The sequence below is a fragment of the Flavobacterium hydatis genome (assembly GCF_000737695.1).
Lineage (GTDB): Bacteria > Bacteroidota > Bacteroidia > Flavobacteriales > Flavobacteriaceae > Flavobacterium > Flavobacterium hydatis.
Genome location: NZ_JPRM01000027.1, coordinates 55,736 through 80,811, shown reverse-complemented (window position 1 = coordinate 80,811; position 25,076 = coordinate 55,736). Strand labels below are relative to the sequence as shown.

Annotated in this window: 15 protein-coding genes; 12 read left to right on the top strand and 3 right to left on the bottom strand. The window is 32.5% G+C overall.

The features are described from left to right. Positions 1–44: 44 nt before the first annotated feature. From IW20_RS16575 to IW20_RS16565, 3 genes are read left to right on the top strand one after another with little or no spacing between them, the layout of a single operon-like run. Entirely contained in the window at positions 45–3,416 is a 3,372-nt protein-coding gene (locus IW20_RS16575) for a hypothetical protein (protein WP_123869498.1), read from the top strand. A gap of 2 nt (positions 3,417–3,418) precedes the next feature. Beyond that, positions 3,419–7,021, top strand: a complete 3,603-nt coding sequence (locus tag IW20_RS16570) for a DUF6443 domain-containing protein (RefSeq protein WP_051885833.1) — start codon at positions 3,419–3,421, stop codon at positions 7,019–7,021. Then, positions 7,008–7,634: a hypothetical protein gene (locus IW20_RS16565; protein ID WP_035624774.1), complete on the top strand. Its 627-nt coding sequence runs from the start codon at positions 7,008–7,010 to the stop codon at positions 7,632–7,634. The genes IW20_RS16570 and IW20_RS16565 overlap by 14 nt, the downstream gene beginning before the upstream one ends. A 508-nt stretch (positions 7,635–8,142) precedes the next feature. On the opposite strand, the gene IW20_RS16560 is transcribed toward IW20_RS16565, so the two are convergent. Further along, the gene (locus tag IW20_RS16560; protein WP_035624772.1) at positions 8,143–9,612 is read right to left on the bottom strand and encodes a glycoside hydrolase family 130 protein; all 1,470 of its coding nucleotides are present in this window, start codon (positions 9,610–9,612) and stop codon (positions 8,143–8,145) included. Positions 9,613–9,938: 326 nt separating this feature from the next. Here IW20_RS16560 and IW20_RS16555 point away from each other — a divergent pair, with 326 nt between their 5' ends. The 4 genes from IW20_RS16555 (at position 9,939) to IW20_RS16540 (ending at position 15,653) form a co-directional block, all read left to right on the top strand. Next, positions 9,939–11,153 carry a TMEM143 family protein gene (locus tag IW20_RS16555; RefSeq protein WP_035624770.1) on the top strand — a complete coding sequence of 405 codons (1,215 nt, stop codon included), beginning with the start codon at positions 9,939–9,941 and terminating at the stop codon, positions 11,151–11,153. Between the two features lie 345 nt (positions 11,154–11,498). Next, positions 11,499–11,969 carry an Mpo1 family 2-hydroxy fatty acid dioxygenase gene (locus IW20_RS16550; RefSeq protein WP_035624768.1) on the top strand — a complete coding sequence of 157 codons (471 nt, stop codon included), beginning with the start codon at positions 11,499–11,501 and terminating at the stop codon, positions 11,967–11,969. A gap of 81 nt (positions 11,970–12,050) precedes the next feature. Then, positions 12,051–12,959, top strand: a complete 909-nt coding sequence (locus IW20_RS16545; protein ID WP_035624765.1) for a hypothetical protein — start codon at positions 12,051–12,053, stop codon at positions 12,957–12,959. A 111-nt stretch (positions 12,960–13,070) separates the two neighbouring features. After that, positions 13,071–15,653, top strand: a complete 2,583-nt coding sequence (locus IW20_RS16540; protein ID WP_035624762.1) for a CotH kinase family protein — start codon at positions 13,071–13,073, stop codon at positions 15,651–15,653. 213 nt (positions 15,654–15,866) lie between these two features. On the opposite strand, the gene IW20_RS16535 is transcribed toward IW20_RS16540, so the two are convergent. Next, a complete protein-coding gene (locus IW20_RS16535; RefSeq protein WP_051885831.1) occupies positions 15,867–16,916 on the bottom strand; it encodes a helix-turn-helix domain-containing protein in 1,050 nt (349 codons plus the stop codon). Positions 16,917–17,086: 170 nt separating this feature from the next. On the opposite strand from IW20_RS16535, the gene IW20_RS16530 reads away from it, so the two are divergent. The 4 genes from IW20_RS16530 to IW20_RS16515 all read left to right on the top strand — a co-directional run bounded on the left by IW20_RS16530 (position 17,087) and on the right by IW20_RS16515 (position 22,156). Beyond that, positions 17,087–19,672 carry a TonB-dependent receptor gene (locus tag IW20_RS16530; RefSeq protein WP_051885829.1) on the top strand — a complete coding sequence of 862 codons (2,586 nt, stop codon included), beginning with the start codon at positions 17,087–17,089 and terminating at the stop codon, positions 19,670–19,672. 9 nt (positions 19,673–19,681) lie between these two features. Further along, complete coding sequence (locus IW20_RS16525) at positions 19,682–20,998, top strand: hypothetical protein (RefSeq protein WP_035624760.1); 1,317 nt, start codon at positions 19,682–19,684, stop codon at positions 20,996–20,998. Positions 20,999–21,158: 160 nt separating this feature from the next. Continuing rightward, entirely contained in the window at positions 21,159–21,590 is a 432-nt protein-coding gene (locus tag IW20_RS16520) for an N-acetyltransferase (RefSeq protein ID WP_035624755.1), read from the top strand. 2 nt (positions 21,591–21,592) lie between these two features. Then, the gene (locus tag IW20_RS16515) at positions 21,593–22,156 is read left to right on the top strand and encodes a Crp/Fnr family transcriptional regulator (RefSeq protein WP_035624743.1); all 564 of its coding nucleotides are present in this window, start codon (positions 21,593–21,595) and stop codon (positions 22,154–22,156) included. 473 nt (positions 22,157–22,629) lie between these two features. Here IW20_RS16515 and IW20_RS16510 read toward each other — a convergent pair whose 3' ends face one another. Beyond that, positions 22,630–23,475, bottom strand: coding sequence for an EamA family transporter (locus IW20_RS16510; protein ID WP_035624733.1), 846 nt, complete (start codon positions 23,473–23,475; stop codon positions 22,630–22,632). Between the two features lie 437 nt (positions 23,476–23,912). Here IW20_RS16510 and IW20_RS16505 point away from each other — a divergent pair, with 437 nt between their 5' ends. Then, positions 23,913–25,040, top strand: a complete 1,128-nt coding sequence (locus IW20_RS16505) for a serine hydrolase domain-containing protein (protein ID WP_035624722.1) — start codon at positions 23,913–23,915, stop codon at positions 25,038–25,040. Positions 25,041–25,076 lie beyond the last annotated feature (36 nt).

Here is a 25,076-nt window from a genome sequence, read left to right as displayed (position 1 = left end):
GAATATGGAGAGTGATGATAATAAACAATAAAAATAAATAAAAAATGAATATAGTACATACAAGTAACAGGTTTAAATATGTATTCTTCCTATTGCTAATTTTTACATCTTTACCAATAATAGCACAACGCGATCCAGAGCCAGTAAGCAAAACTCCTATCATAGTTCCGCCACCTCCTAATAGTGCCAGTTTAGGATTATATGGGCAAGTTCCCTTAAATCAATTTACAGGAAATGGTATAATTAATATCCCTTTACATACTATTAAATCAGGTAATTTAGAATTGCCAATAGGTTTGTCGTATTCTTCAGATGGAGTAAAGGTTGATCAATATGAATCGAATGTAGGGATGGGATGGGCATTAAATGCAGGAGGTGTTATTACGAGACAAGTGTTTGATTATCAAGATAATTATCGTGGAAGAGTTAAAAAGCCAAATACGGCATATAATTCTAGTGAAATGATGGCTTTTTTAGAGCAGGCTTCTAATAATCCCGATTCTGATACCCAACCTGATATATATAGTTATAATTTTGCCGGTATTTCTGGAAAGTTTTTTTTGGATGATGATAATATTCCTGTCGAAATTGAGCCTACAGGAATTAGAATAGAAGTTACTGAAGCCTTCCTTGGTATAGGTACTAATGGTGTGAATTATAATCCTGAAGTAATTATTACAGACACAAAAGGAATTAAATATTTTTTTGGAGGCAACGGAAGTGTTGAGTCAAGTTTAGTTAGAGACCTTTCAAAACAAGGACCAAGAGCTACAAATGTTAAAACATCTTGGTATTTAACTAGGATTTTTGATCCGATGACAAACAAAGAAATTATACTTAATTACGTTGGGAATCCTACTAATATAGAATATCTTTCAGGTCTTGAGCAGAATTTAGATTACAAAGAGACAAGTTTTCATCCTTGGATATCATTAACGACTGCTAAATATAACTCCTTTTCCAATGAATGTCTTTTGAAAGAAATTATTTCGAATGATACAAAAATAACATTTTCATATTCAAAGCGATTTTCAGATAATGATTTCAATTTTATGAAGGTTGATGAAATAAATTGTTATGATAAAAAGGGTGCATTAATTAATAAAATTAGATTGGGTTATACTGAGTATGCTGGCGATTCTTACCCAAATTACAATTATCTCCCATCTGATATTAGATCGTCTCCTAATTACCTTACGAAGCGTTTTTACCTCACAAAAATTAATGAACAAAATAATTCGATTAGCCCAAAAATTCATGAATTTGAATATTACTCTCCTGAGTTATTACCAGCTCGATTCAGTTTTGCCAAAGACTATTATGGTCTCTTTAACGGAAAGAACAATACTACTTTAATCACAGAAGACATTCCTGTTCCTAATTCGGTAAAACATCCAGTTAACTCTAGTTATACCGAACTGGCAAATAGAAATCCGGACAGTAATTTCGGATATTTTGGTTTATTAAAAAAAATAACCTACCCAACTAAAGGAACCAGTACTTTAGTATATGAGCCACATGTAGATGGAAAAGTAACTGTACCAGTATTTCCTAACAAATCTAGTGTGGATATTGATCTTAAGACTTCTATAGGCGAGCGCAATGATTCTAAAAGCGAGACTATATTTTCATCTTACGATCAAACTGTTAAATTAACTACTTATGCACAATTTAACAGTTTCTGTAGAGATATAGATAGGGATTATGAGGAGCATCATGATCCAACTGGGAGTGTTAGTATTATTGATTTATCAACAAATGAACGTGTCGTTTTTGTGAATCATGAAGATACAGATTTTCCAACAGAGATAGGAGGACATTATGGTTTTCATCGGGATTCACCTGATTCAGATTCGGTAACTTTTAAACTCAAAGCAAATACAAGTTATAAAGTAACAGTTTATTTATCATCAGCAGAATGTGTTATGACGGGTGTAAGTTTTGATTATTATGAAGCTCCAGTTACGCATCAAGAAGTAGATGTACAAGTTGGTGGTTTTAGAGTACAAAAAATAATGAATAGAAATTTGTTTAATGAGCATACTGAAACAGAAAAATATTTTTACGATTCAGGAAGTTATATCTCAAGAGCTCCTCTTGCATATATCCGAAAAATAGATAGAAGTAATCCTTGTGAATATCCATCTCAGACAACTCGTTATTCCGTTTCAAGTGCAGATTTGGGTAGGATTTATTCTTGTCAAAATGCTCAATTTGGTTATGCTTCTGTAACTAAAAGTTATGGCGAAAATTTTGAAAATGGAGGAGAAGAATTTACCTATAATATTTTTCAAGATGGATTGCCTTATGTGATTCAAGGAGATGATGATAGAACAACTCCTCTTACTAATGGATTTGGATCTGGCAGATTAGTAAATCATAAAGTTTTCAAAAGGGGGGTATTAAATAGTGATATTATTCTAAAAGAAACAATAAACGAATATGTACATGATCCAGCTAAGGATAAAACAGTATTGGGGCACGTAGCCTATGTAAGCAATGAACTTTTTGGTTATGTTGTTGTTGGCGGTATGACTGGGACAGAAACTTTTTGTCCTCAAGTATCTTTAGTGAGTTCTTTTTCACTAAACGAATATTTTGTTCGCTCTCAATGGAGCTATTTAAAGAAAACTACAGAGAAAATTTTTGATAAAGATGGGTTAAATCCTGTAACAGTAGTGACTAATTACGATTATAATAATCCTTTACATTGTCAGCCTACTTCAATAGTTTCAGGTTCATCCAAAGGAGAAACTTTACAAACAATATATGCTTACCCACATGACTTATTAAGCTCAGCCCAATCTCCACAAATGCAAAAATTAGTGTCCCAAAATAGAATTGGGAAGCCAATTAAAATACAAAATTTTGTGAATAGTATAAAAATAGCTGAATCTGTTACCAAATATGAAGAGAGTGCTGCGACGGGGAATTTATTATTGCCAAAATATGTTTATTCTAATAAAGGAAATAACGACATTGATCTGAATACAAATACAGATAGAAAAATTATTTTTGATCAATATGATGATAAAGGCAACATATTACAATATACCCCTGAGGGAGGTACCCCGGTTTGTATCATTTGGGGTTATAACAAAACACAACCTATTGCTAAGTTAGAAAATATTACTTATGCAAACATTCCTTTGGGATTAATTACTGTTGCGCAAAATGCCTCTGATGCTGGTACCGAAAGTGGTTTACTAGATGCTTTAAAGGATTTACGTTCTGCTCTACCTGCTGCAATGCTAACAACTTATACTTATGTTCCATTGGTTGGAGTTAGTACCATAACAGATCCTAAAGGATATAAAATGATTTATACTTATGATACAGCAAACAGATTACAATTTGTAAAAGATGCCGAAGGTAAATTACTATCTGAAAACCAATATCGTTATAAAAAATATTAATCATGATAAAAAAATTATCTCAATATACAACTGTTTTATTGTTTTTTATAACAGCTGCCCTACATGCACAAACTGCAGTAACGATACTAAAACCAGAGCCACCAGCAACTAATTATACGGTTACAGCTGCAACAGGTCCTGTAACTCTTATCGCTACACAAAGTATTACTCTTGGTCCTAATACACACATACAAGCTGGAAGTACTTTTGTCGCCAAAGTAAGTTCTGATGCTTATATTGCTATTACTCGGAGTAAGGAAAATTATATCTTTACCCGTACTTATCAGGCTCCGATGACTGATACAACAAAAATTGCAAACAATAGTGATGTAATAGAGAACATCACTTATTTTGATGGATTAGGGAGACCTATGCAAAGTATTGCTATAAAAGCATCTCCTACCAAACAAGATCTTGTGGTTCCAATACAATATGATGATTTTGGAAGACAGGACAAAGAGTATCTGCCTTATATGGATGTTCTCGGTGCTACAGCTTCTTATCGAACAGGTACCGATGCTATTGCAAGATTAAGCTCTTATTACATAAACAATTACCCTACTGATATAAATAGCGCAAAAGCCAACCCATTCTCGCAAAAAGAATTTGAAGATTCTCCTCTTAATCGAGTATTGCAACAAGCGGCACCTGGTAAAGATTGGGCCTTAGGTTCTGGTCATGAGATAAAACTAGATTACGTAGCGAATACTGATGCCGATGCGGTTAAACTTTATGCAGTAAGTACAGCACTTGACGCTAATGGAGTTTATGTACCGACAATAACAGCCTCATCTAATTACGGTATAGGACAATTGTTTAAAACTATTACCAAAGACGAAAATTGGATAAACGGCAATAACAATACTACTGAAGAATTTAAAGATAAAGAAGGACGTGTAGTGCTTAAGAGAACTTATAATAATGGAGCTTATGATACCTACTATGTATATGATAATTACGGTAACCTTACCTTGGTGTTACCTCCAAAAGCTGAGGGTGTAATTACCGAACCTACTTTGAGTAGCTTGTGTTACCAATACCGCTATGATGATCGCAATCGTTTAATTGAGAAAAAACTTCCGGGTAAAGATTGGGAATACATAGTATATGATAAACTCAACAGACAGGTTCTTACTCAGGATGCTAATTTAAAGGCAAGCAATAAATGGATGTTTACTAAATATGATGCTTTTAGCAGGCCTGTTTATACTGGGGAATATACAAATGTTATACAAAACACTAGAGCTGCTGTTCAGGCTTTAGCCAATGGTACTACTTTATTCGAGAGTAAACAAGCCGCTGCTATAAATATAGCAGGAACGAGTGTAAGCTATACCAATGTTGCTTTCCCAAATACAGGGATTGATTTGTTGACTATTAGTTATTACGACGATTACAGTTTTGATCTTGACGGTAGTTCTGCAACTACAGTAACTAATACAAAAGGGCTTGCTACAGGAAGTAAAATACGTGTGCTAGGAACTACCAGCTGGACGACCAATGTAAATTACTATGATGCCAAAGGAAGACCTATTTATAGCTACAGCAAAAATAACTATTTAGGAACGGTAAGTACCTCGGCTAGTTTGCTTGATTTTGGAGGAAAGCTCATAGAAAACACAACAATTCATAAAAAAGGAGCTGCAGCAGAAATTAAGATAGTAGATACTTTTACCTATGATCATATGGGCAGATTGCTTAACCAAAAACAAACCATTAATAACCAAACTCCTGAACTTATTGTAACTAATAGTTATGATAATTTAGGACAATTGGACAAGAAAAGTGTGGGTGGAAAAACGGCACAATCAAGATTACAAACTATATCTTACGGATATAATATTCGAGGATGGCTTAAGAATATCAATAATGTAAATGCGCTAGGAAGTAGTTTATTTGCTTTTCAGCTTAATTACAATGACAGTACAACTGGAAAACTATACAACGGAAACATTAGCCAGACTTTATGGAAAACGGCTAATGCTGATTCTAGTCTAAAAAGTTATGCCTATACCTACGATGCTTTAAACAGGTTAACACTTGCCAATGACATTTCAACTTTAAATCCTGGTAGATACAACGAAGGTTTGATTTATGATAAGAACGGAAATATCATGAGTTTAACAAGATTAGGACATACAGATGTAAATGCTACTAATTTTGCTAAAATGGATGACTTGACTTATGATTATATAGGAAATAAACTAATTAAAGTTGAAGATTCTTCTGGTAGTACCGAAGGTTTTAAAAATGGAGCTAGCCTTCCTGTAGAATATGAATATGACCCGAACGGGAACATGAAAACCGATGCCAACAAAGGTATCTTGGCTATTGCTTATAATTATTTAAATTTACCTACTAAAATTACTTTCCCATCGGGAACTATCGATTATGTATATGATGCCACTGGTGTGAAACAACGCAAAGTAGTAAGTACGGGTACTACTACCGATTATGCGGGTAGTTTTATTTATGAGAACAATACTCTACAGTTTTTCTCTCAACCTGAGGGATATGTGAGTAATAATTCGGGAACTTTTGAGTATATTTACCAGTACAAAGACCATTTAGGAAATGTACGTTTGAGTTATGATAAGAACCTGAGTATTGTAGAAGAAAACAACTACTACCCTTTCGGTCTCAAACATAAAGGATATAATGGGGTGACTGCTGCTTTAGGGACTGCTGTAGCGCAAAAATATAAGTACAACGGGAAAGAGCTGCAAGACGATAACATTGGAGGAATTAAATTAGACTTGTATGACTATGGGGCTAGGAATTATGACCCAGCTTTGGGAAGATTTATGAATATTGACAGAATGGCTGAAAAGTTTGAAAGTCTTACTCCTTATCAATATGCCGGGAATACTCCAACCTTATTTATAGATGTTAATGGAGAATATATTTATATCAATGACCCTAATTCAAGTGAAAAATATCGCTATCAAAATGGACAAACTCAACATCAGATTGATGGTAAGTGGCAAACAATTGATGCTAATACAGTACTCCCTGATTTTGTTTTAAATGCTGTTGCTGGTCTTAATAGTTTAGAAAATAGTGGAAAAACAGGAAAAGGACTAATTGATGAATTTTCAGGAGAAAAGAAAGATGTATTTTTAAAATATAGCAAGGGTAAAAATATCGCAGATGGAAATACTATTTTTATTGACCCTAAATCCAATGAAAAAACTTGGACTCAGTCTGGTTTTCAAGAAAGTCCATTCTTCGTAACTTTAGGACATGAGTTAGGGCATGTAAATGATCCTACCAAGATTAATGATTCATGGTATAAAGATGATGTATCTAGAAGTGAGATTAGAGCAACACATATTGAAAATAAGATAAGATCTGAAGCAGGATTACCATTAAGAACTCATTATTCTTCTTTATTTAATAAACAAACGAACACTTACAGCCCTAATCCTTTATCAACAATTATTGATGGTCAAGGAAATAGTGTGTATTATAATATTTCTGGATCCAGATACCTCCATTCAAACACTACAACTCCAAAACAAATGGAAGCAAGTATTAGGGATGGAATAAGAGCAAGCGGAGGAGTAATTTTAAATTCAAGATTTAACTACAATGAATGTAATTAAAAATATATTTTTATTTTTTTTTGGGCTTTTAACCCAAGTATGTTTTTCTCAAGAAATAACAATACACAAAGTAAATCAACCTTATAAGAATTATTTCAAGAATAAAATAAGTAAAATAAAACAGGAATACAGAGATTTTCCTGAAATATCTAATCAGATTGTTGATGATGAAACATTTTTTTATAAAAGAAGAATGAAATTGAGAACTAAAATTATAGACTCATTAAATATTCTTAATAATGATAAGATAATAATAATAGATGAATTTATTGATATTAATGGAGAACAAAAGGAGTCCTCTTATTTTATTTATAATGATATATTATTGCTTCTTAATTATAAAAAAATTGAAAAAAAACAACAAGTTTATTACAAACCATATATAGTAAAGAAAACAAAAGATGAATTAGAAGAATATAATGAAAATGAGATTGCAACTGTTTATAATTACTTTGATAAAAGTGATTTTAATAAAATTCAAGGGGAAATTGAATTAAAAAAATTTGCTACATTGAATATTACTATGATTATTAATAATGAGGTTAGATTTTATTTAATTAGATCCAATAAAAACGGTTCTGAGGTAACTAAGTTTGATACTGTTTCAGATTAGGTTTCCCCAGCTCTCCAAAGTGTTCTCTTTAAAAGATTAAATATGTTAGGATATGCTGTACAAACGTCTCTTGACTTTGTAATCGCAATGATAAGACGTAATCTAAAATCCCGACGGCTCGGATATACGTGCAAACTTATTTTAGGATGAGACAAGGTAATGCATCAATTGTGTGGGTTTTGTTTTTTAAACCCGACCGCTCAGATGTGCGCAACGATAGCGCGGAAATTTTTTCCGTGCCTACAAAGAAAATCATTTAAAACAATCAAACCTTGTCAAAAATATTGACAAGGTTTTTTATTTGCTAAAATAACCTAAATCACACCAAATAGACTTTAATCCCGATAGTGAAGACTTGCAATCAGTTCAGTAATCAAAATCAAAAAAGCCATTCTATCCGGGAATGGCTTCTGTTTTTCATAAATAATTTATTAGCAGTTTCAAAATTTAAGTATTTTTTGTAGTGGGTAGTTGTCTTTAATACTTCGAGAGCTCCAAATTCAAATTCTTATTTGCTATTTTTTAAAGCAGTTATTAATTCTACCATATCTACGATGGCATAGGTCGATGAATAATCGGATACGGCGTAGGGTAATATTAAGCTGTTGTTGTGGATAATTGCACCACAAGAATACACAACATTGGGTACGTAACCTTCTCGCTCGTCTTCGAGTGGAGAGAGTAGAGGTTCTTTTAGTCTTCCGATTTCTTTGGATGGGTCGTCAAGGTCAAATAACGATGCGCCTATACAATAACGTCTCATGGCGCCTACACCGTGGGTTATTACAAGCCAGCCTTCTTCGGTCCAGAGTGGTGATCCGCAGTTTCCTATTTGGGTAAACTCCCACGTATAGCGAGGTTCTTGCAGTAGGACAGGAGTGTTCCATTGTGTGGCTCTGTCGGAATACATGATGTAGTTGTTAACGCCATCGATACGGGAAAGCATGGCATATTTGCCTTTTATTTTTCGGGGGAAAAGTGCTAGGTTTTTGTTTTGAGCACCAGCTCCGTGTAAAGGCATTACTCTGAAGGTATAAAAGTCTTCGGTTGAGATAAGTTTTGGGAGTATGGTATGTCCATTATAAGCGGTATAGGTTGCCATTACTCGATTGTTAGACCCATCATCATCGACAAAATGTACAAAGCGCGCATCTTCGATTCCTTTGCTTTCGGAGTCGGATATAGGGAATATTACACGCTCGGTAATGTCTGAATCGTGCTTGAATTGTAAATCATAAAAGGAATCGGCTAGCCAGATTATTTCTTCGAGTGCAGTTCTTCTTTCTTGGCGAATAGATGGATCACTTAATGCTATATTTACCATGCTTTTTAATACGGCATACTCAAATTCATTTGGCAAATCCTGCATAATTTGTGCAATGTATTTGTCTTGTGTATGCATCTCAGACAATTTTAGTAGAAATCGTTCTTTGTTGTATAAGCTTTTGTGCACAATCTCGGCTTTATCGATGTTATGCCCAATTTTCATTACTTGTAGGTTGTTATCTTTATCAAGTATTCCTCTCCTGAAAACAATCGATGAAATATGACCTTCGCCCGTAGCACGAAAAGAAATAATAACTCGTTTTTCGCCTATTTGTAAATCCGATTGGTCGAAATCTTCTACAATAGATGGGTTGAAAATTGCTGCCGATTCTATGGCATATTCCATTGTACAATAAGAGCCTATGAGCATTTTTCGTTCTAGAGTCATAGCTTCATAATCTATTTGCATATTCTCGATTATGCCTCTTATTTTTCCGCAATGCTTAAGAAAGATACTCGAAATATTTCGGTGGCGTCTGGCAAATTCTCGGAGTGTATGTTCTAAGGTATCTACGACCTGTTTTTCATCGAGTGTCATTATGCGTGCTATCATTTGGATTGTCCGTTCATCGCCATTCATAAAATATCGAGCAACAACTCTTTTGGAATCTGGGGTAAATCGTATATCTTTTCGGATGACAGGTACTCGCATAGTTTTATTTTTTAATTAGAATAAAATAAGAAGGCTATTTTTTAGAACAAATCAATTCTGGAAATCTGAGAATATATAAACTTCCGATTAAGAGGTTATTTCAAATTTACGAAAAAAACAACTAAAACAAGTGCAAATAATTGGTTTACAGGTGTAATGGTTTTTTAGAAAGGCAAAAAGAGATAAAATAAAATTGAACCTTTTAAAAAGAAAATTTGTGTTCTGTACTTTAAAAAAACCTTTGAACCTTAGTTACTCAGAACCTTAGAGCCTTTTAAAAAACCTTTGTACATTTGCAGCTTTAAAAAAAAGCCCCCAAATTCCATATGACACGAGAACATTATATTCCCTTTAATAAGGAATTCTTACTCGAACAACAAATCGAAACTTTCCGTGAAGATCAGAAAAAGGTTGAGGATTTTATAAAACTATTCGACATTATTGAGCATTATTATCATTATGAAGCTTTTAATCTTAACCGAAATCTAAAACAAAATTATGCTTTATTTGATCCTGATTTAAGCCCGAAAGAGCGAGAAAGTTTTATCGGAAAAAGTGATTTTTCTGTTTTTAAGGAAACTCTTGTTACTGTTCTGGAACATGGAAATTACAGACGTATTGATAAAGAAACGTTAGATAAAGCTTTTAAAGATTCAGATTTAATAGGTTTAAATCTTGCAATAGACTTTAATGCTTTTAAAGATTACGAATTGTATGTTCGAGGTCATCATAAAGCGAAAGAAAAGGTAACCAAATTTGTTTTCTGGAAGAAAGAAATTGAGATTGAATATTATGATCGTGTCATGATTTATCTTAATTATAATGACGCTGATTATCTTAAAGAGAAAAAAGTAAAATTAGGAAAAATGCCTATTGAACCTGGTTCTGTAGTTTTAAAAATCTTTAAGCGTGTTCCTAAAAACGATCTCGAAACGATATTCCCAAATGCAATCCCGAAGATGTCTACTACAGATAAATTATTGTTGTGGGTTCCTGGTATTTTTGGAGGTGTTTCGTTATTGAGTACTACCGTAATTCCGGCATTGATTAAGATGTACGGCGCATACAAATCTGGAGAGACACTTGATTTATTAAATAGTAAAGCTTCGCTAAATCAGGGTTTAATTGCCTTAGGGATATTATCTGCGTACTTATTTAGGCAGTATAGTAATTTTGTAAATAAGAAGATAAAATATTCTAAGATGCTTTCAGATAGTCTTTACTTTAAGAATCTAGGAAATAATAGCGGAGCGTTTTATTCGTTATTAAATTCTTCGGAAGAGGAAGTACTTAAGGAAACTATCTTGGCTTATGCTTTTTTAGACAGAAGCAAGAATCCTCTAACAGCAGATGAACTCGATGACCAAATAGAATCATGGTTTAAAACAAAGTTTGATACTGATTTAGATTTTGATGTACATGATGCTTTATTGAAGTTAAAAAATATTGGTCTTGGTATAGAAACAAATGGAAAATGGGAAGTTATTTCACTCGATAAAGCGCTTCTTAAGATTGATGAGTTATGGGATGGAGTTTTTTGAGGAAGGTGCAAAGGTTTTTTTGGGGAAGGTTCAAAGGTGCTAAGGTTCTGAGGCACTAAGGTTGCTTAGTTTTTGGGTAACAACGATTGTGATACATACGTAATTCAACATCGTTTGAGGAAATACTTATGGAGATTCTTCACTCCGTTCAGAAAGACAAGATTGGAGAGCTTGTTTACCAATCTACTCGTGAATATTGCTTCTCCAATTCGCTATCGTTTATCTTATCGCAAACTAAGCAACCTCTGAACCTTAGCGCCTCAGTACCTTTGAACCTCTAAAAAAAACCTTTTTTTGTTTCTTCCATAAATTTTATTAGATTTACTTGTACCTAAATCCTGAATTATGAGAACGTTAGAACAATGGTTTGATGAATATGCAGTAAGTCACCAAAACCCAAAGAATAAAGCAATACATTATGTATGTGTTCCTGCTATTTTCTTTTCGATTGTGGGTTTATTAATGAGTATTCCGAGTGGTTTAATTGCTCGTACTCTAAAACTGAATGCTCCAATACTCGAAAATTGGGCTGTGGTAGTGTTACTCTTTGTACTTGTTTTTTATATTCGATTGTCGGTTGTAATGGCTTTTAAGATTGCAATTTTTTCAACTATTTGTTTGATTGTTAATTATTATATAGGACAAGTTTTTCCGTTATGGATATTCTCTATTGGTGTTTTTGTTATTGCTTGGATTGGACAGTTTTACGGACATAATATCGAGGGTAAAAAGCCTTCTTTCTTAAAAGATCTTCAGTTTTTAATGATTGGTCCGGCTTGGGTAGTAGAGAATTTGTTTTCTAAAAAAAGGTTTTAAAAGCTACTGAGGTACTAAGAGGCAAAGGTTCAGAAACTGTTTAGGTTACGAACAAAATAATCAAAATTTTATAAATACTCCATGAACAAAATCTACATATTAATCTTTTTTGTTTTTACCTTAATTAGCTGTAAAGAAGAAGTGAAAAGGATAAGTATCCCTTCAACGAAAGTTTCTATTGAAGCACCAGAAAATTTCAAATTATCTAAAAGTATCGTCGGACTTGAAAAAGGGAATAATGCGATGATTCAGATATCCGATTTGGTAGGAGGGAACTTTGATAGTAATTCAAGAGATTTTTCTAGAAAAAGTTTTGAGGATAAAGGAGTTAAGGTTTTTGATTATAAAGAGTTTGAACTTGATGGTTATCGAGCTAAATATATCCATATGCAAGGTCAGGATAATCAGGAGGGAATGAGCATCGTTTTTGGTGATTCTACATTTTGCGATATGGTCATGGCGTTATTTCCAGCTAATGATAAAACTATTGCCGACCAAATAAAAAAAGCTCTTTTCTCTATAAAATATGACAAGAATCTTAAGATAGATTATTTGGATTTAGCTGTTTTTAAAGTAAACCCGAATAAATCGAAATTTAAATTTGCACAGGCTTCAGGGAATATGTTTACTTTTTCTACAGATGGAGTTGTTAAGAAGTCTTATGAAAATGAACCGATGTTCTTAATTGTACCTTTGCCTGCAGATTATAGTGTAACTAAAAAACAGTTATCTGAAAGTATACTCAACGGATTGACTCAGAATGGTTTTGTTCTAATCGAAGAAAAAAATATCAAAACGGAACGAGTAAATGGTTATGACGCTTACGAAATTGAAGCTTATGGTTTCTTGAAAGGGAAAAAAGCGTTAGTTTATTTACTTATTATAAGGAATATAGATAAAGCTTTGGCTCTGGAAGGAGTTGCTTACTCAGATTTTGATAATGAACTAATTCATTTTAAAGAAATCGCCCATAATGTTGTGTTTAAGTAATGGTTTAATAAAATTACCTTCAGTTATTAGTAAAAAAACTTTTGAAAGTCAGTTGTAAAATGAAATAAAGGGAACTTTGGAGTTAAAATTTTAACTTAAAACCAACTTTATATGGATCTAACTTTACGTAAACTTTTTAAAGGCTTCTTTTTATTGGTATTTGTAATTTCAATTTCTACAACAGCAAGCGCACAGATTAAGATTAATGAAGTCATGGTTAGTAATACTATGAGTTATGACCCTACTGTATATAACTTTTCTGATTGGATAGAATTATACAATCCAGCTAATGCGACTGTTAGTTTTCGTAACTATTATTTTTCTGATGATATCAATTTGCCTACTAAATGGCAAATAACAAGTTCTAAAGCGAGTATCTCTAAAGCTGGATTTTTCGTCGTTTATTTTGATGAAACTAATACAAGCACTAGTGCAAGTTTTAGATTAGAGCCAAAAGGAGGGACAATTTATATGTTTGATGCTGCTAAAAACCTTGTAGATAAAATAACGTATCCTACTTTAAACAATGGCAATATATCGTATGCCAGAACTACAGATGGTGGTAATGATTGGAGTTTTATGAGTTATCCCACTCCTAAAACGACTAATACAAAAGGGGTTCCTGCAAATAAACAGGCAGAACAACCTTTATTTAGTGAAGCAGGTGGATTTATTAGTGGAACGAAACAAATTACATTAACTAGTAAAACTCCTGGAGCATTAATTTATTATACTCTAAATGGTGATGAACCTTTTGACGCTACTACTCAGGTAACTGATGCGTCTAAAATGCTTACTGGGAAAGCTTTGCTTTATAATGGTGCGATTACTGTTACTAATGGGGTTATTAGAGCCAAAGTTTATGCTCCTGATTATTTGCCAAGTACTGTTGTTACGCAATCGTATTTACAAAATAAACGAAATATTGATTTGCCCGTTTTTTCAGTTTCTATAAATGAAAAATATAGAAATGATGGAACGTTAGGAATATGGAGAAACTACAGGAATGCAGTCATGAAAAGACCATCAAACGTAGAGTTTTTTCCAACTCAAAATGGAACTTCTAATTTTAACTATCAAATGAATGTTGAGATTTTTGCAGCAAGTCAGCGTTCCAAAGAGCATAAGCAGTTTAATATTATAGCAGACAAGAGATTTCAGGGGAATAACCGTATGAAATATGATTTTTTTAATGAAAAGAAAGGTCAAAAAAGAAAGTCGGTTACATTAAGAACTTCAGGTCAGGATGGTAGTAAAACTATGATGCAGGATGCATTAGTACACGTTCTTATAAAAGACCAAATGGATATAGATCGTAGGGCTTATGAGCCTGCCGTTGTATATATTAATGGTAATTATAATGGTTTGATGAATATTAGGGAAAGAACTCAAAAGGATTATTTGGAGTCTAATTATGGTTTGGAGACTAATGAATATGATTTGCTAGGAAAACATAATGATTATTCGACTATTCGTGCTTCTCAGGGGAACATGAATCAGTGGAATGAAATGATAAATTATCTTAAAGCTAATGACCTTAAAACTGATGCTAATTATCTTAAATACATAGATAAGTATATAGATGAACCAGAGGTGTTAAATTATTTTTTGGTACAGACTTATATCAACAATCGCGATCAGCCTAATAATAACATTAAAGCGTGGCGACCTTACGCTAATAAAACCAAATGGCGTTATATATTGCATGATGCCGATTTGGCTTTGATTAGATATTCTTCTGCAGATAATAATATAACCCGTACTCAAAAGAGTTCTACGAGCTCCATGGGATATGTTTTTTATAGTCTTTCTAAGAATGCAACCTTTAAGCAAAAGTTTGCTGGTCAGTATATTGTTCATGCTTACCAGACATTTGATCCTAGCAGAACAACTCCTATTACTGATAGTCTTGCTAAAAGGATTGAAAATGAAATAGGTTATACACATGATGTTCATTCTTCTGTTCCGGCTTTGGCAACATGGAAAAAAAATATCGAATCTATGAAAGATTATTGGATCAAGAGACAACCGTATGCTACTAAACATGTGAAAGCTTCTTTTGGTTTGAGTGGAAGTGAAATGGCTTTGAATGTTAGCAATGAGTTTTTTAAAGGTGATGTATTGCTTAATACAATTAAACTATCTAATGATTTTAAAGGTAAGTATTTACAAAGTCTTTCATATACCTTGGAGGTTAAACCTAAAGGGGGACATAAATTTAGTTACTGGGACATTACAATAGACGATGTTAATAGTAAAGAATTTAGTCCTACTTATTCGGGTGTAATACCTGCTAAAGCAAAAAGTGTTATCATTATTCCAGTTTACGATAATGATACTAGATTTTCGGAAGCTAAAAAGAGTGTTTTAAGATCTATTAAGGATGTAAATTATGAAGATGTTTTGGAAACTATAGAAGGTTCATTATTAGATGAAGAAATTTCTGAAGAGTCTATACTTTTAAATAGAAATGATGTTTTGGTTTATCCTGTACCGGTTACAGATAATATACTTAATATTGAGTCTTACGAAAATGATATTATAGAGGTTGAGTTTTATGCTATAAATGGGGCATTGATTAAAAAAATAAAAGCAGATGCAACGTCTTTCGATGTTTCTTTTTTAAACAAGGGTGTTTATTTATTGCGTATTTATACGAATAATGGAGTGGTTGTAAAAAAGATTATTAAATAAAGATTATTAATTCTTACTAAACAAAAAGGTTTAAAAAATGCGCATTGTCTTTGACTTTGCGCATTTTTTATTTCAATTGAAAATGAATTTTTGAAAATCTTAGTTCTAGCCCAGATGGTAACGGCATCCTTTTCTTTGTTTCTTTAACAAAGAAAAGATATAGTGGAAAGCTGGAAGTAGCTCCTAATAAAAATTATAAGGGTAATGTTTGGCTTAAATAATTAGCAAATCGAGTGCTGATAATTCTGTTACAAAAGGGCAGAACATACTTATTACTATTTCTTTTACCTTCATAAAACTTGAGCCAATACAATTACTCTGATTCTTGATTTGACTAGGGGGATAACCAAAGTATTTGCGGAATGCGGTGCTAAAATGATTTGGAGATTTATAACCCAACGATTCTGCTATTTGGTATATATTTAGTTCGCTTTTTAGTAATTTTTGTCTGGCTTCATTCATTTTTAGTTCGTTTAGATAACCAAAAACAGTTGTTCCAAATATTTCTTTAAAGTATTTTTTTAGTTTAAATTCATTAGTTCCTACTTTTCGGGCAAGATCTATTAAGGAGCAGGGCGCCATAATGTTTTGTGCAACTAACTCTCTGGCGTGGTGCATTCTTTCTACGTCTATCTTTGGGATTGTATGTAAAACCTTTTGCGCTTGGGTTAATTGTTCTACTTGTAGTAGTAGTAATTCCGAAACTTTTGTTTCCATATACATTCTACGAAAATGACCTGTTCTTTCGCAAGTACTGATATCTCTTACTACAGCTAAGATTTCGGGTGTCATAATCTCACTATAGTTTACTTGTTTTGCGGGATTTTCATTAGTGTAATTAGAGATAAATTCAAAATCTAATTCTAAAGAATCTACAAGTGTATTGTAAGTATCTTGCGGGATTAATATAGAGAGGTATTCTAAGGCTGTAGGTGTAGCAGGAAGTTTAGCCAGTTTTGTACCTGCTGGTAAGTAATGAATTTGGTGATGCATCATATTGGCACATCCTTTCATAAAAAAGAACATTTGAATGACTGGTTTGTCTGTGTAATATTCGATTTTTATAGGTTGTAATAAATCTACCTCGATAAAGTTTATAAAAAACGATCCTGCTAAAGTTTGACTATCTTTTATGCTACCATATTGTGAATCATTGAATGTAATAACATCTTCAATAATTTCGTAAGTCTGGTCATTTTCTTCAAAAAATGTCTGGTCGCAGAGCTTGTAATCTGTGTCTTTTATCGTGGTTTTGAGTTGCATTCTAATTCTTACTATGTTGGTTACAAATATACGTTTATATTCGGTATGTGTATTGAGTCTAAATAAAAACAATCCCTTTTGTGTAAGTTATAATCCCTTATTGAAACCCTTGCCCCGAAAGACTAGAGGTAATTTTGCACGCAAATAAACAATACCAATTTTACTTTTTAATGCGTTCCAAAAACTACATCGATTGTTTTATAACAATCAAGAATATAATAACTGCTTGTATCATAAATGTATATGTTGAGGTATTCGGGTTCAAGGAAAAACTTTGCTTTGGTGCTAATGGAGATATACAGGCTTTAGAAAAGAGAAATTCCTTATACCAATCTTTAAAATATAGTTTGTTTTTTCTTGGGATGTTTTTTTTGTCTTCTGGTGTATTTGCACAAAACGGAACTCTTTCGGGAGTTTTAAGACTAGAAAACGGAACTCCAATTTCTTATGCAGCAGTTGCTGTTAAAAACACAAAGAATCAGGTAATTACTGATGACGAAGGGAAATTTGAATTTAGAGGCCTTGCTTACGGGCAGTACGAGATTGAGGTAAGTTCTATCGAGATTACCAGAAAAAGTATAAATGTAGCATTTAAAGGTAACAATGAAAGAATTATTCTGGTTGTTGAGCCTTCGGCAAGTTTAGGCTTAAAGGAAGTTGTTATTAATGTTAAGACAGAGAAGAAAGAAGTTGAAACTAAGGGGTTTGCTGTAAATGTTATCGATACTCAAAAAATGGCTATGCAATCTTTGCAAACCAATGAGTTACTGGATCGCTCGGCTGGAGTTCGTATTAGGCAAGATGGAGGATTAGGATCTAGAATCGATTATAATATTAATGGTTTGTCAGGTAATGCTGTAAAGGTTTTTATTGATGGTGTTCCTGCATCAAACTTCGGTTCTTCTTATTCTTTAAATAGTATTCCTCCAGCATTAATAGATCGTATTGAAGTTTATAAAGGGGTTGTTCCTGCCAATCTTTCTGAGGATGCATTGGGTGGAGCAATTAATATTATTCTTAAAAAGAAGACTAGAAACACGCTTGTAACTTCTTATTCTTTGGGATCTTTTAATACACACCAATGGAATATTGCGGGTAATTACCGTAAAGAGAATGGATTAACAGTTGATGCTTCGGCATTTTATAATTATAGCGATAATAATTATGAGGTGTGGGGGAAAAGTATTGCTTTTAAGGATTATACTGGACAAACTAAGACTGACCAACGTGCAAAACGTTTTCATGATGCTTATAAATCATCTGGAGTAAAGTTTGAAGCTGGTTTTACAGATGTTAAATGGGCGGATAGGTTTATGATTGGTGGTATTTTATCTAAAGATTATAAAGAAGTTCAGCATGGTATTACAATGGATAATGTGTATGGTGACCGCCATACCAGACGAAATTCTAGTATTGCAACATTAACTTATAGTAAGAATGATTTTTTTGCAAAGGGATTGTCATTTAAAGTTGATGCAAGTTATTCTTATTTAAAAAGACAGGCTATAGATACTGTAGGCGTTATGTATGACTGGACTGGAAAACCAATAATGTATCCTGATGGAACTTATGTAAAATATAGTAGTGGGGCTGAAGTAGCAAGTGCTAAAACTCTTGGCATTAACACTGATAAGACTTTGTTTGTTCGCACAAACTTAGGATATACAATAAATAGTAATAATACGATTTATGCCAATTATATGTATAATAATTTTATACGTGGTATATCGGATGAATTACAGCCTTTGGGTCTGCAATTACTTGAGAATACTAGGGATTTAGAAAAAAATATCATTTCGTTTACGTATGAGAATTTAGCCTTTTCTAAGAAATTGAGAACTAATATTTTTTACAAGCATTATTTTCAGAAGGCAACTTCAAATGAACCTTATAGGAAAGATATTGTTACAGGAGTGCCCAATTACGAAATGAGAGTATTTACCAAAAAATCTGATTTTAGCGGTTATGGTATTACTTTATCTTATGAACTAAATCCCAATTTGTATTTGTTAGGATCTGCTGAGAAAGCGATGCGATTACCAAGTCCTAACGAATTGTTTGGTAATGTTAATGATAATTTACTTGCGCCGGCAGGTGAGCTTAAACCTGAAACGAGTTACAATGTAAACATTGGGGTAAACTGGTCTGGATTAAAATTTGGCGAGCATTCTATTAGATTAAATACGTCTCTTTTTTATAGAGACACTAAAGGGATGATTAGGGAATCTATAAGAGCAGGAAGTTTTACTTACTCACAATTTGAAAACCTTGAGAATGTTATGTCTCGTGGTATAGATGCTGAGATTATTTATGATTATGCCAAGAAGTTTAATCTCTCATTTAATGTATCAAAGTTTGAGTCTTTATTTAATACTCAATTTGATGCCAATGGAGCTCCATACTTGTTTTACCGTATGCAAATAAGAAACGAGCCTTCGTTTAAATTTAATATTAATGCAGTTTATTACAAGGATGATTTATTTGCAAAAAATGATAAGGCTTCTATTTATTATAACATCAGTTACGTAGATGAATTTCTTAGAAACTGGGCAAATGTAGGAGGAAAGAACTTAGACTATATTCCGACACAGTTTTCTAATAGTTTAGGAATCGCTTATACTTTTCCTTCTAATAGATTCACGATTAGTGTAGATGCAAAAAACATATTTGATCAACAGATATTTGACAATTTTGGTTTGCAAAAACCAGGCAGGGCATTTTTTGCCAAATTAACGTATTCATTAACTTCAAAATAAATAATCGCAATGAAAATTAAATTTAGAAATTTAAAAAGTACATTACTATCAGGTGCTTGTGCAATAGCACTACTAAGCTCATGTAGTAGTAATGATAATGATGGAGATACTTCTACATTACCAGGGGTAAAAAAAGACTTTCAGTTGGCATTTGCTAGTGGTTCTGGTAGTATTTCTGGTACTTATCTTCAGGGGAGCTCTGATATTTCTCAAGGAGAGATTTCATTTTCAGGAAAAGGATATTCAATGACTTCATCTCGTACAGCAAGAGTATTTACTTCTACAGATGGTTCTATTGTTTACAGCCTTAATTATACAATTGGTACTATCGATAAGCTAACGTACCATGGTGGGGATAATTATAAAACAATAACTACTTTTGATTCTTCTATTCCATTGGGAGCTAAAGCTGTACGTTTTACTAAAATGAGTGACAAAGAAGGTTCTGTACATAATATTACTGCAAAAGCAGTATATGACGAAACTAATAAGACAGAATATTTAAAGCACAAAATGACTGTAGCTATTGGTATTCTTAATTTAGAAGCCATGAATTTTGGTAGTAATTTTAAGAAGGATATTGATGTAGTTCTTCCTGGAACTTTGGCTAGTGAAGGTTACTTTATTGATCGTATCGATTGCCCAGTTGTTTTTGGTAATAAATTGTATTACGGTACTTCTGTGAAAAAATTTAATGCAGCAACAGGTACTAATGGAGTTACAGATAAGACTTTTACTCTTGTACTTGATTATCCAGCTTTGACTAATGCAACTGTAATTAGTACTTCGCATGTAAAAGGAGCTACAAACGGTTATCGTACGCCAACGCAACACTTTAATGAAGCTGGCGAAATCATGCAAATGGTAAGTAACGGTAAGGAGCTTAATATCGTAAAAATTAAGGATGGTAAATATGATGAAACCTATAAATATAGTGTAAGCGGATTGTTAGGTAGAGAAGCTTCTAGTAATGGTTGGTTTTATGCTGGTAACGGAATTGGTTATATTCCTTATGAAAAAATAGGTGACGAAAAAATTCAGATTGGTGTTAATCCAAGTGGTGAGCCAACATATTCTGCAGCTTGGGGATTAGCAAGAATTGACATGAAGAATAATACAATTGTTAATTTAAACGTACCTAAAGGATTATGGTTGTCTCAATACCAAAATTCGGTTGTGAGAGATGGAAAATTCTACATTGCTTTGACTCCAGTTGGTGTTCAAGGAAATATTTATGTATTTGATGTAAATTCTCTAAGTCCAGATGGAACTGTAGGTGCAAAAGTAACAGCAGGTGCAGATCAATATTATATCGGAATATTTTAAATTTAGTTAAATAGATTGTCAAAAAAAGCAGTGGTTTTTAAATCGCTGCTTTTTTTTTGCTCTATGAATATGTAACTAGTTTTTTATATTTCTTATCCTAAGTAAAGTATTTTTGATTAAATCGAAAGTATTTTTGCTTCACAATTAAATATTTATAAAAATGATACGAGAGTTTAAAGAAGAGGATATGCCAAGAATAATCGATATATGGTTAACAGCTTCTATAATTGCACATGATTTTATAGAGCAATCTTACTGGGAAGAGAAAACGGAAGATATGCAATCTATTTATTTACCTTCTAGCAAGACATTTGTTTATACATACGAAGATTCTAATAATGTGCTAGGGTTTATTTCTTTAATAGATAATTATATAGCGGCTATATTTGTTGCACCAACTTGTCAGGGAAAAGGTATCGGAAAGCAATTAATTTCCTTTGTAAAAGAGAAACATAATAAGCTTGAATTGGGCGTATATAGTAAGAATCTAAATTCTATTTCTTTTTACAAGCAACAAGGATTTCTTATCTTGGGAGAAAAGATAGAAGAACATACAGGAGAAACTGAACTGATAATGACTTATACCAAATAATAATGTTTATAGATTCTATTGATATTCCTTTATCAGAAGGCATTTCTGATGAGTCACTGCGATTGATTAAATCTACTTTAACGGAGGTTAAATTTAATAAAGGACACCTTTTGATAGATGAAACTAAACTAGAGAAGAATGCCTATATTATAAAAAAAGGAACTATTCGTTCGTTTATAAGAAAAGCCGAAAAGGAAATTACGTTTTGGTTTGCTCAGGAAGGAGACATTATTAATTCTAGTTTCGGATATTTATATAGTAAAAAAGGGTACGAGAATTATCAATTGTTAGAAGATTGTATTTTATACAAAATTGATATTTCGGAAATGAGAGTGCTATATGCTACCAATTTAGAAATATGCAATTGGTCTAGAACAATTACCGAAATAGAAGCCATGAAGTTAGAAAAGAGATATTTAGATTATATTCTTTTAACTCCCGAAGAAAGATATCTAGATATACAAGAGAACAAACCTGACTTATTTCAGCGAGTTCCCCTTAAAGAAATAGCTTCTTTTATAGGTGTATCTCCAGTTTCTTTAAGTAGGATAAGGGCGAGGATCTAAGGTGCTAAGGTTCTGAGGAACAATGATTCAAAGATTTTTTAGTAAGGCACAAAGATACTAAGGCACAAAGGCTCAGAGGTTGCTTGGTTTGCGTATGAAATACTGCAAAACACAATATTATGTCCCTGAGCTTGCGAAGGACGTAAAGTTATCTAAAATCTAAAATCTAAAATCTAAAATCTAAAATCTAAAATCTAAAATCTAAAATCTAAAATCTAAAATCTAAAATCTAAAATCTAAAATCTAAAATCTAAAATCTAAAATCTAAAATCTAAAATCTAAAATCTAAAATCTAAAATCTAAAATCTAAAATCTAAAATCTAAAATCTAAAATCTAAAATCTAAAATCTAAAATCTAAAATCTAAAATCTAAAATCTAAAATCTAAAATCTAAAATCTAAAATCTAAAATCTAAAATCTAAAATCTAAAATCTAAAATCTAAAATCTAAAATCTAAAATCTAAAATCTAAAATTACTTCTTCGCAGTCATTGTAGATCCGGCTGAGGCTATTACTACAAATGCTACAGCTAGAATTTGGCTAAAAGTAAGGTGTTCTTGCAAAAAGAAAAAAGCACAAATTGATGCAGCAGCAGGTTCTAAACTCATTAAGATACTAAAAGTACGCGGAGGGAGTTGTCCCAATGCTTTCATTTCTAAAGTAAACGGAATTGCGCTCGATAAAAGTGCAAGAGCAACACCCATTCCTAATAAACTTGGTGTAAGGTTACTTAATCCGTTTTCCATAATCCCAAAAGGAACAATAAGTATAGAGGCAAATAACATTCCTGTAGATACAGCATCTCCATCTTTCATAACTCTCGAAACTTTTCCTCCTAATACGATATAAGTAGCCCAAAAAGCTCCTGCTAATAACGCAAATAAAACCCCAACTAAATCTATACCATCGCTAGACCACGGTGCAATAAGGGCAATTCCTATTGCTGCAAGTAATATCCATAAGTAATCGACTAAACGTTTAGAACCAAAAACGGCTACTAATAAAGGTCCTACAAACTCTAATGTAACTCCTAAACCAACTGGAATTCTTTCTATCGCCAGATAAAAAATTAAGTTCATTGCTCCCAAAGACAAACCATAAGGAATTACAAGTTTCCATTGTGGAGGTGTAATCATTCGTAAGTTTGGTCTGTAAACTAAAAATAATATTATTGCAGAAATTCCTATACGTAATGATGCAGTTCCCGCTGCACCAATAACAGGGAATAAACTTTTTGCAATGGCCGCTCCACATTGTACACTTAATATAGCTAAGATAATTGCTGGTAGTGGAGGGATATTTATTAGTTTGTTTTTCATGAGAAGGATTCAAAATATGAGGGCGCGAAATTACAAAAAAACTAACGTACAATTTTGTAATAAAAGTTAAATGATTTGTAATCTTTTATTTAATATTTCACAGGAAAAAAGCTACAATAAATTTTAAATGTTTTTATACGAAAATATTTGCTAATCTTTTCTTCGGATTCTATTGATAGTTGTTAAAACTTAATTCGTCCTTGTAGCTAAGAGCCTCATTATTTGTAGTTCTCAATAAGACATTTACATAATAATTTGTGTAATAGGTAAGTGTTGCAACAGTTTTTTGTTGTTGAAGCTATGTGTTTCTAAATATATTTTTCAAACATAAAAGGAATAAGAAATTTATATAAATTAGTGGTATTATTTTGTTTATGAAGTAATTAGAGTATGTAAAGTTATCTAGTATTGTTTAATTCTTTATCCCAAAGTGCAAAATGAAAGCTAAGTTAAAAGATAAGATACCAGTTTTGTTGATGATTTTTCTACTAGTTAATTTAGGTTTTTCGCAATCTAAAACGAATGATTTAAAAACAGATAACCCGTTAAAAACTAGATTGGACTCGGTAGTACATAAAAAAGTATTGAGTTATTATGAAGATAATAGGGCAGTAGGACTTTCGATGGTAATACTCCAGAACGGAAAAAAGCATTATTATAATTATGGAGAAACACAATTTGGTAGTGGAATATTACCTACCAAAAAAACGATTTATGAATTAGGATCTATCACTAAAACTTTTACAGGTATACTTTTGGCTCAAGCCGTTTTAGATAAAAAAATTAATTTAGATGATGACATAAGAAAATATCTACCAGGAGAGTTTCCTAATTTAGAATATAAGGGAACGCCTATTCGAGTAGTAGATTTATCTAATCATACTGGAAGAATAACAAGAGTTTTTAAGAATTTGTGGCAGCGAGAAGCTTATGATTCTTTAAATCCATATACTAGTTATACTAAGAAATTACTTTACGAAGGATTACATGAAATGAAACTTGATAGCTTGGTCGGAAAAACTTCCTCTTATTCAAACATGGGTGTTGGACTTTTGGGAGTAATTTTAGAAGATGTGTACAAAGTACCATATTTTAATCTAGTAAATAAGTATGTTCTTTCTCCATTAAAAATGAATAATACGATTACTGATAATAATGTTTCGAGTGTTCCTTCTAGAGATTTGGCGATGCCACATAATGCTAAAAAGCAAGTTACACCAAGGTGGGACTCAGGGGAATTATTTGCAATAGGAAGTTTAGAATCTAATACTGAAGATATGATTAAATATGTTGTTGGAAATATTAGCAATGCAACTCCAGCAATTGCTTTATCTCATAAACTGACTTACGGAAGTTTAAATGAGGGCATGGGACTTAATTGGTATATTCATAAAACAAATAAAGGATCTCTTTTATTTGGACATAATGGGGGAGCAGGAGGTTCAAGAAGTACATTGCAATTCTTTCCAGAACTAAATTCGGGTTTTGTATTATTAACCAATAGTTTAGCTAATCGCAATATTCTTGAAAAGGAAATAAGTGAATTATTGGATGATAAAAAGTAAAAGATTAGTTGTTTAATAAAGGTATTGGAAATAGCC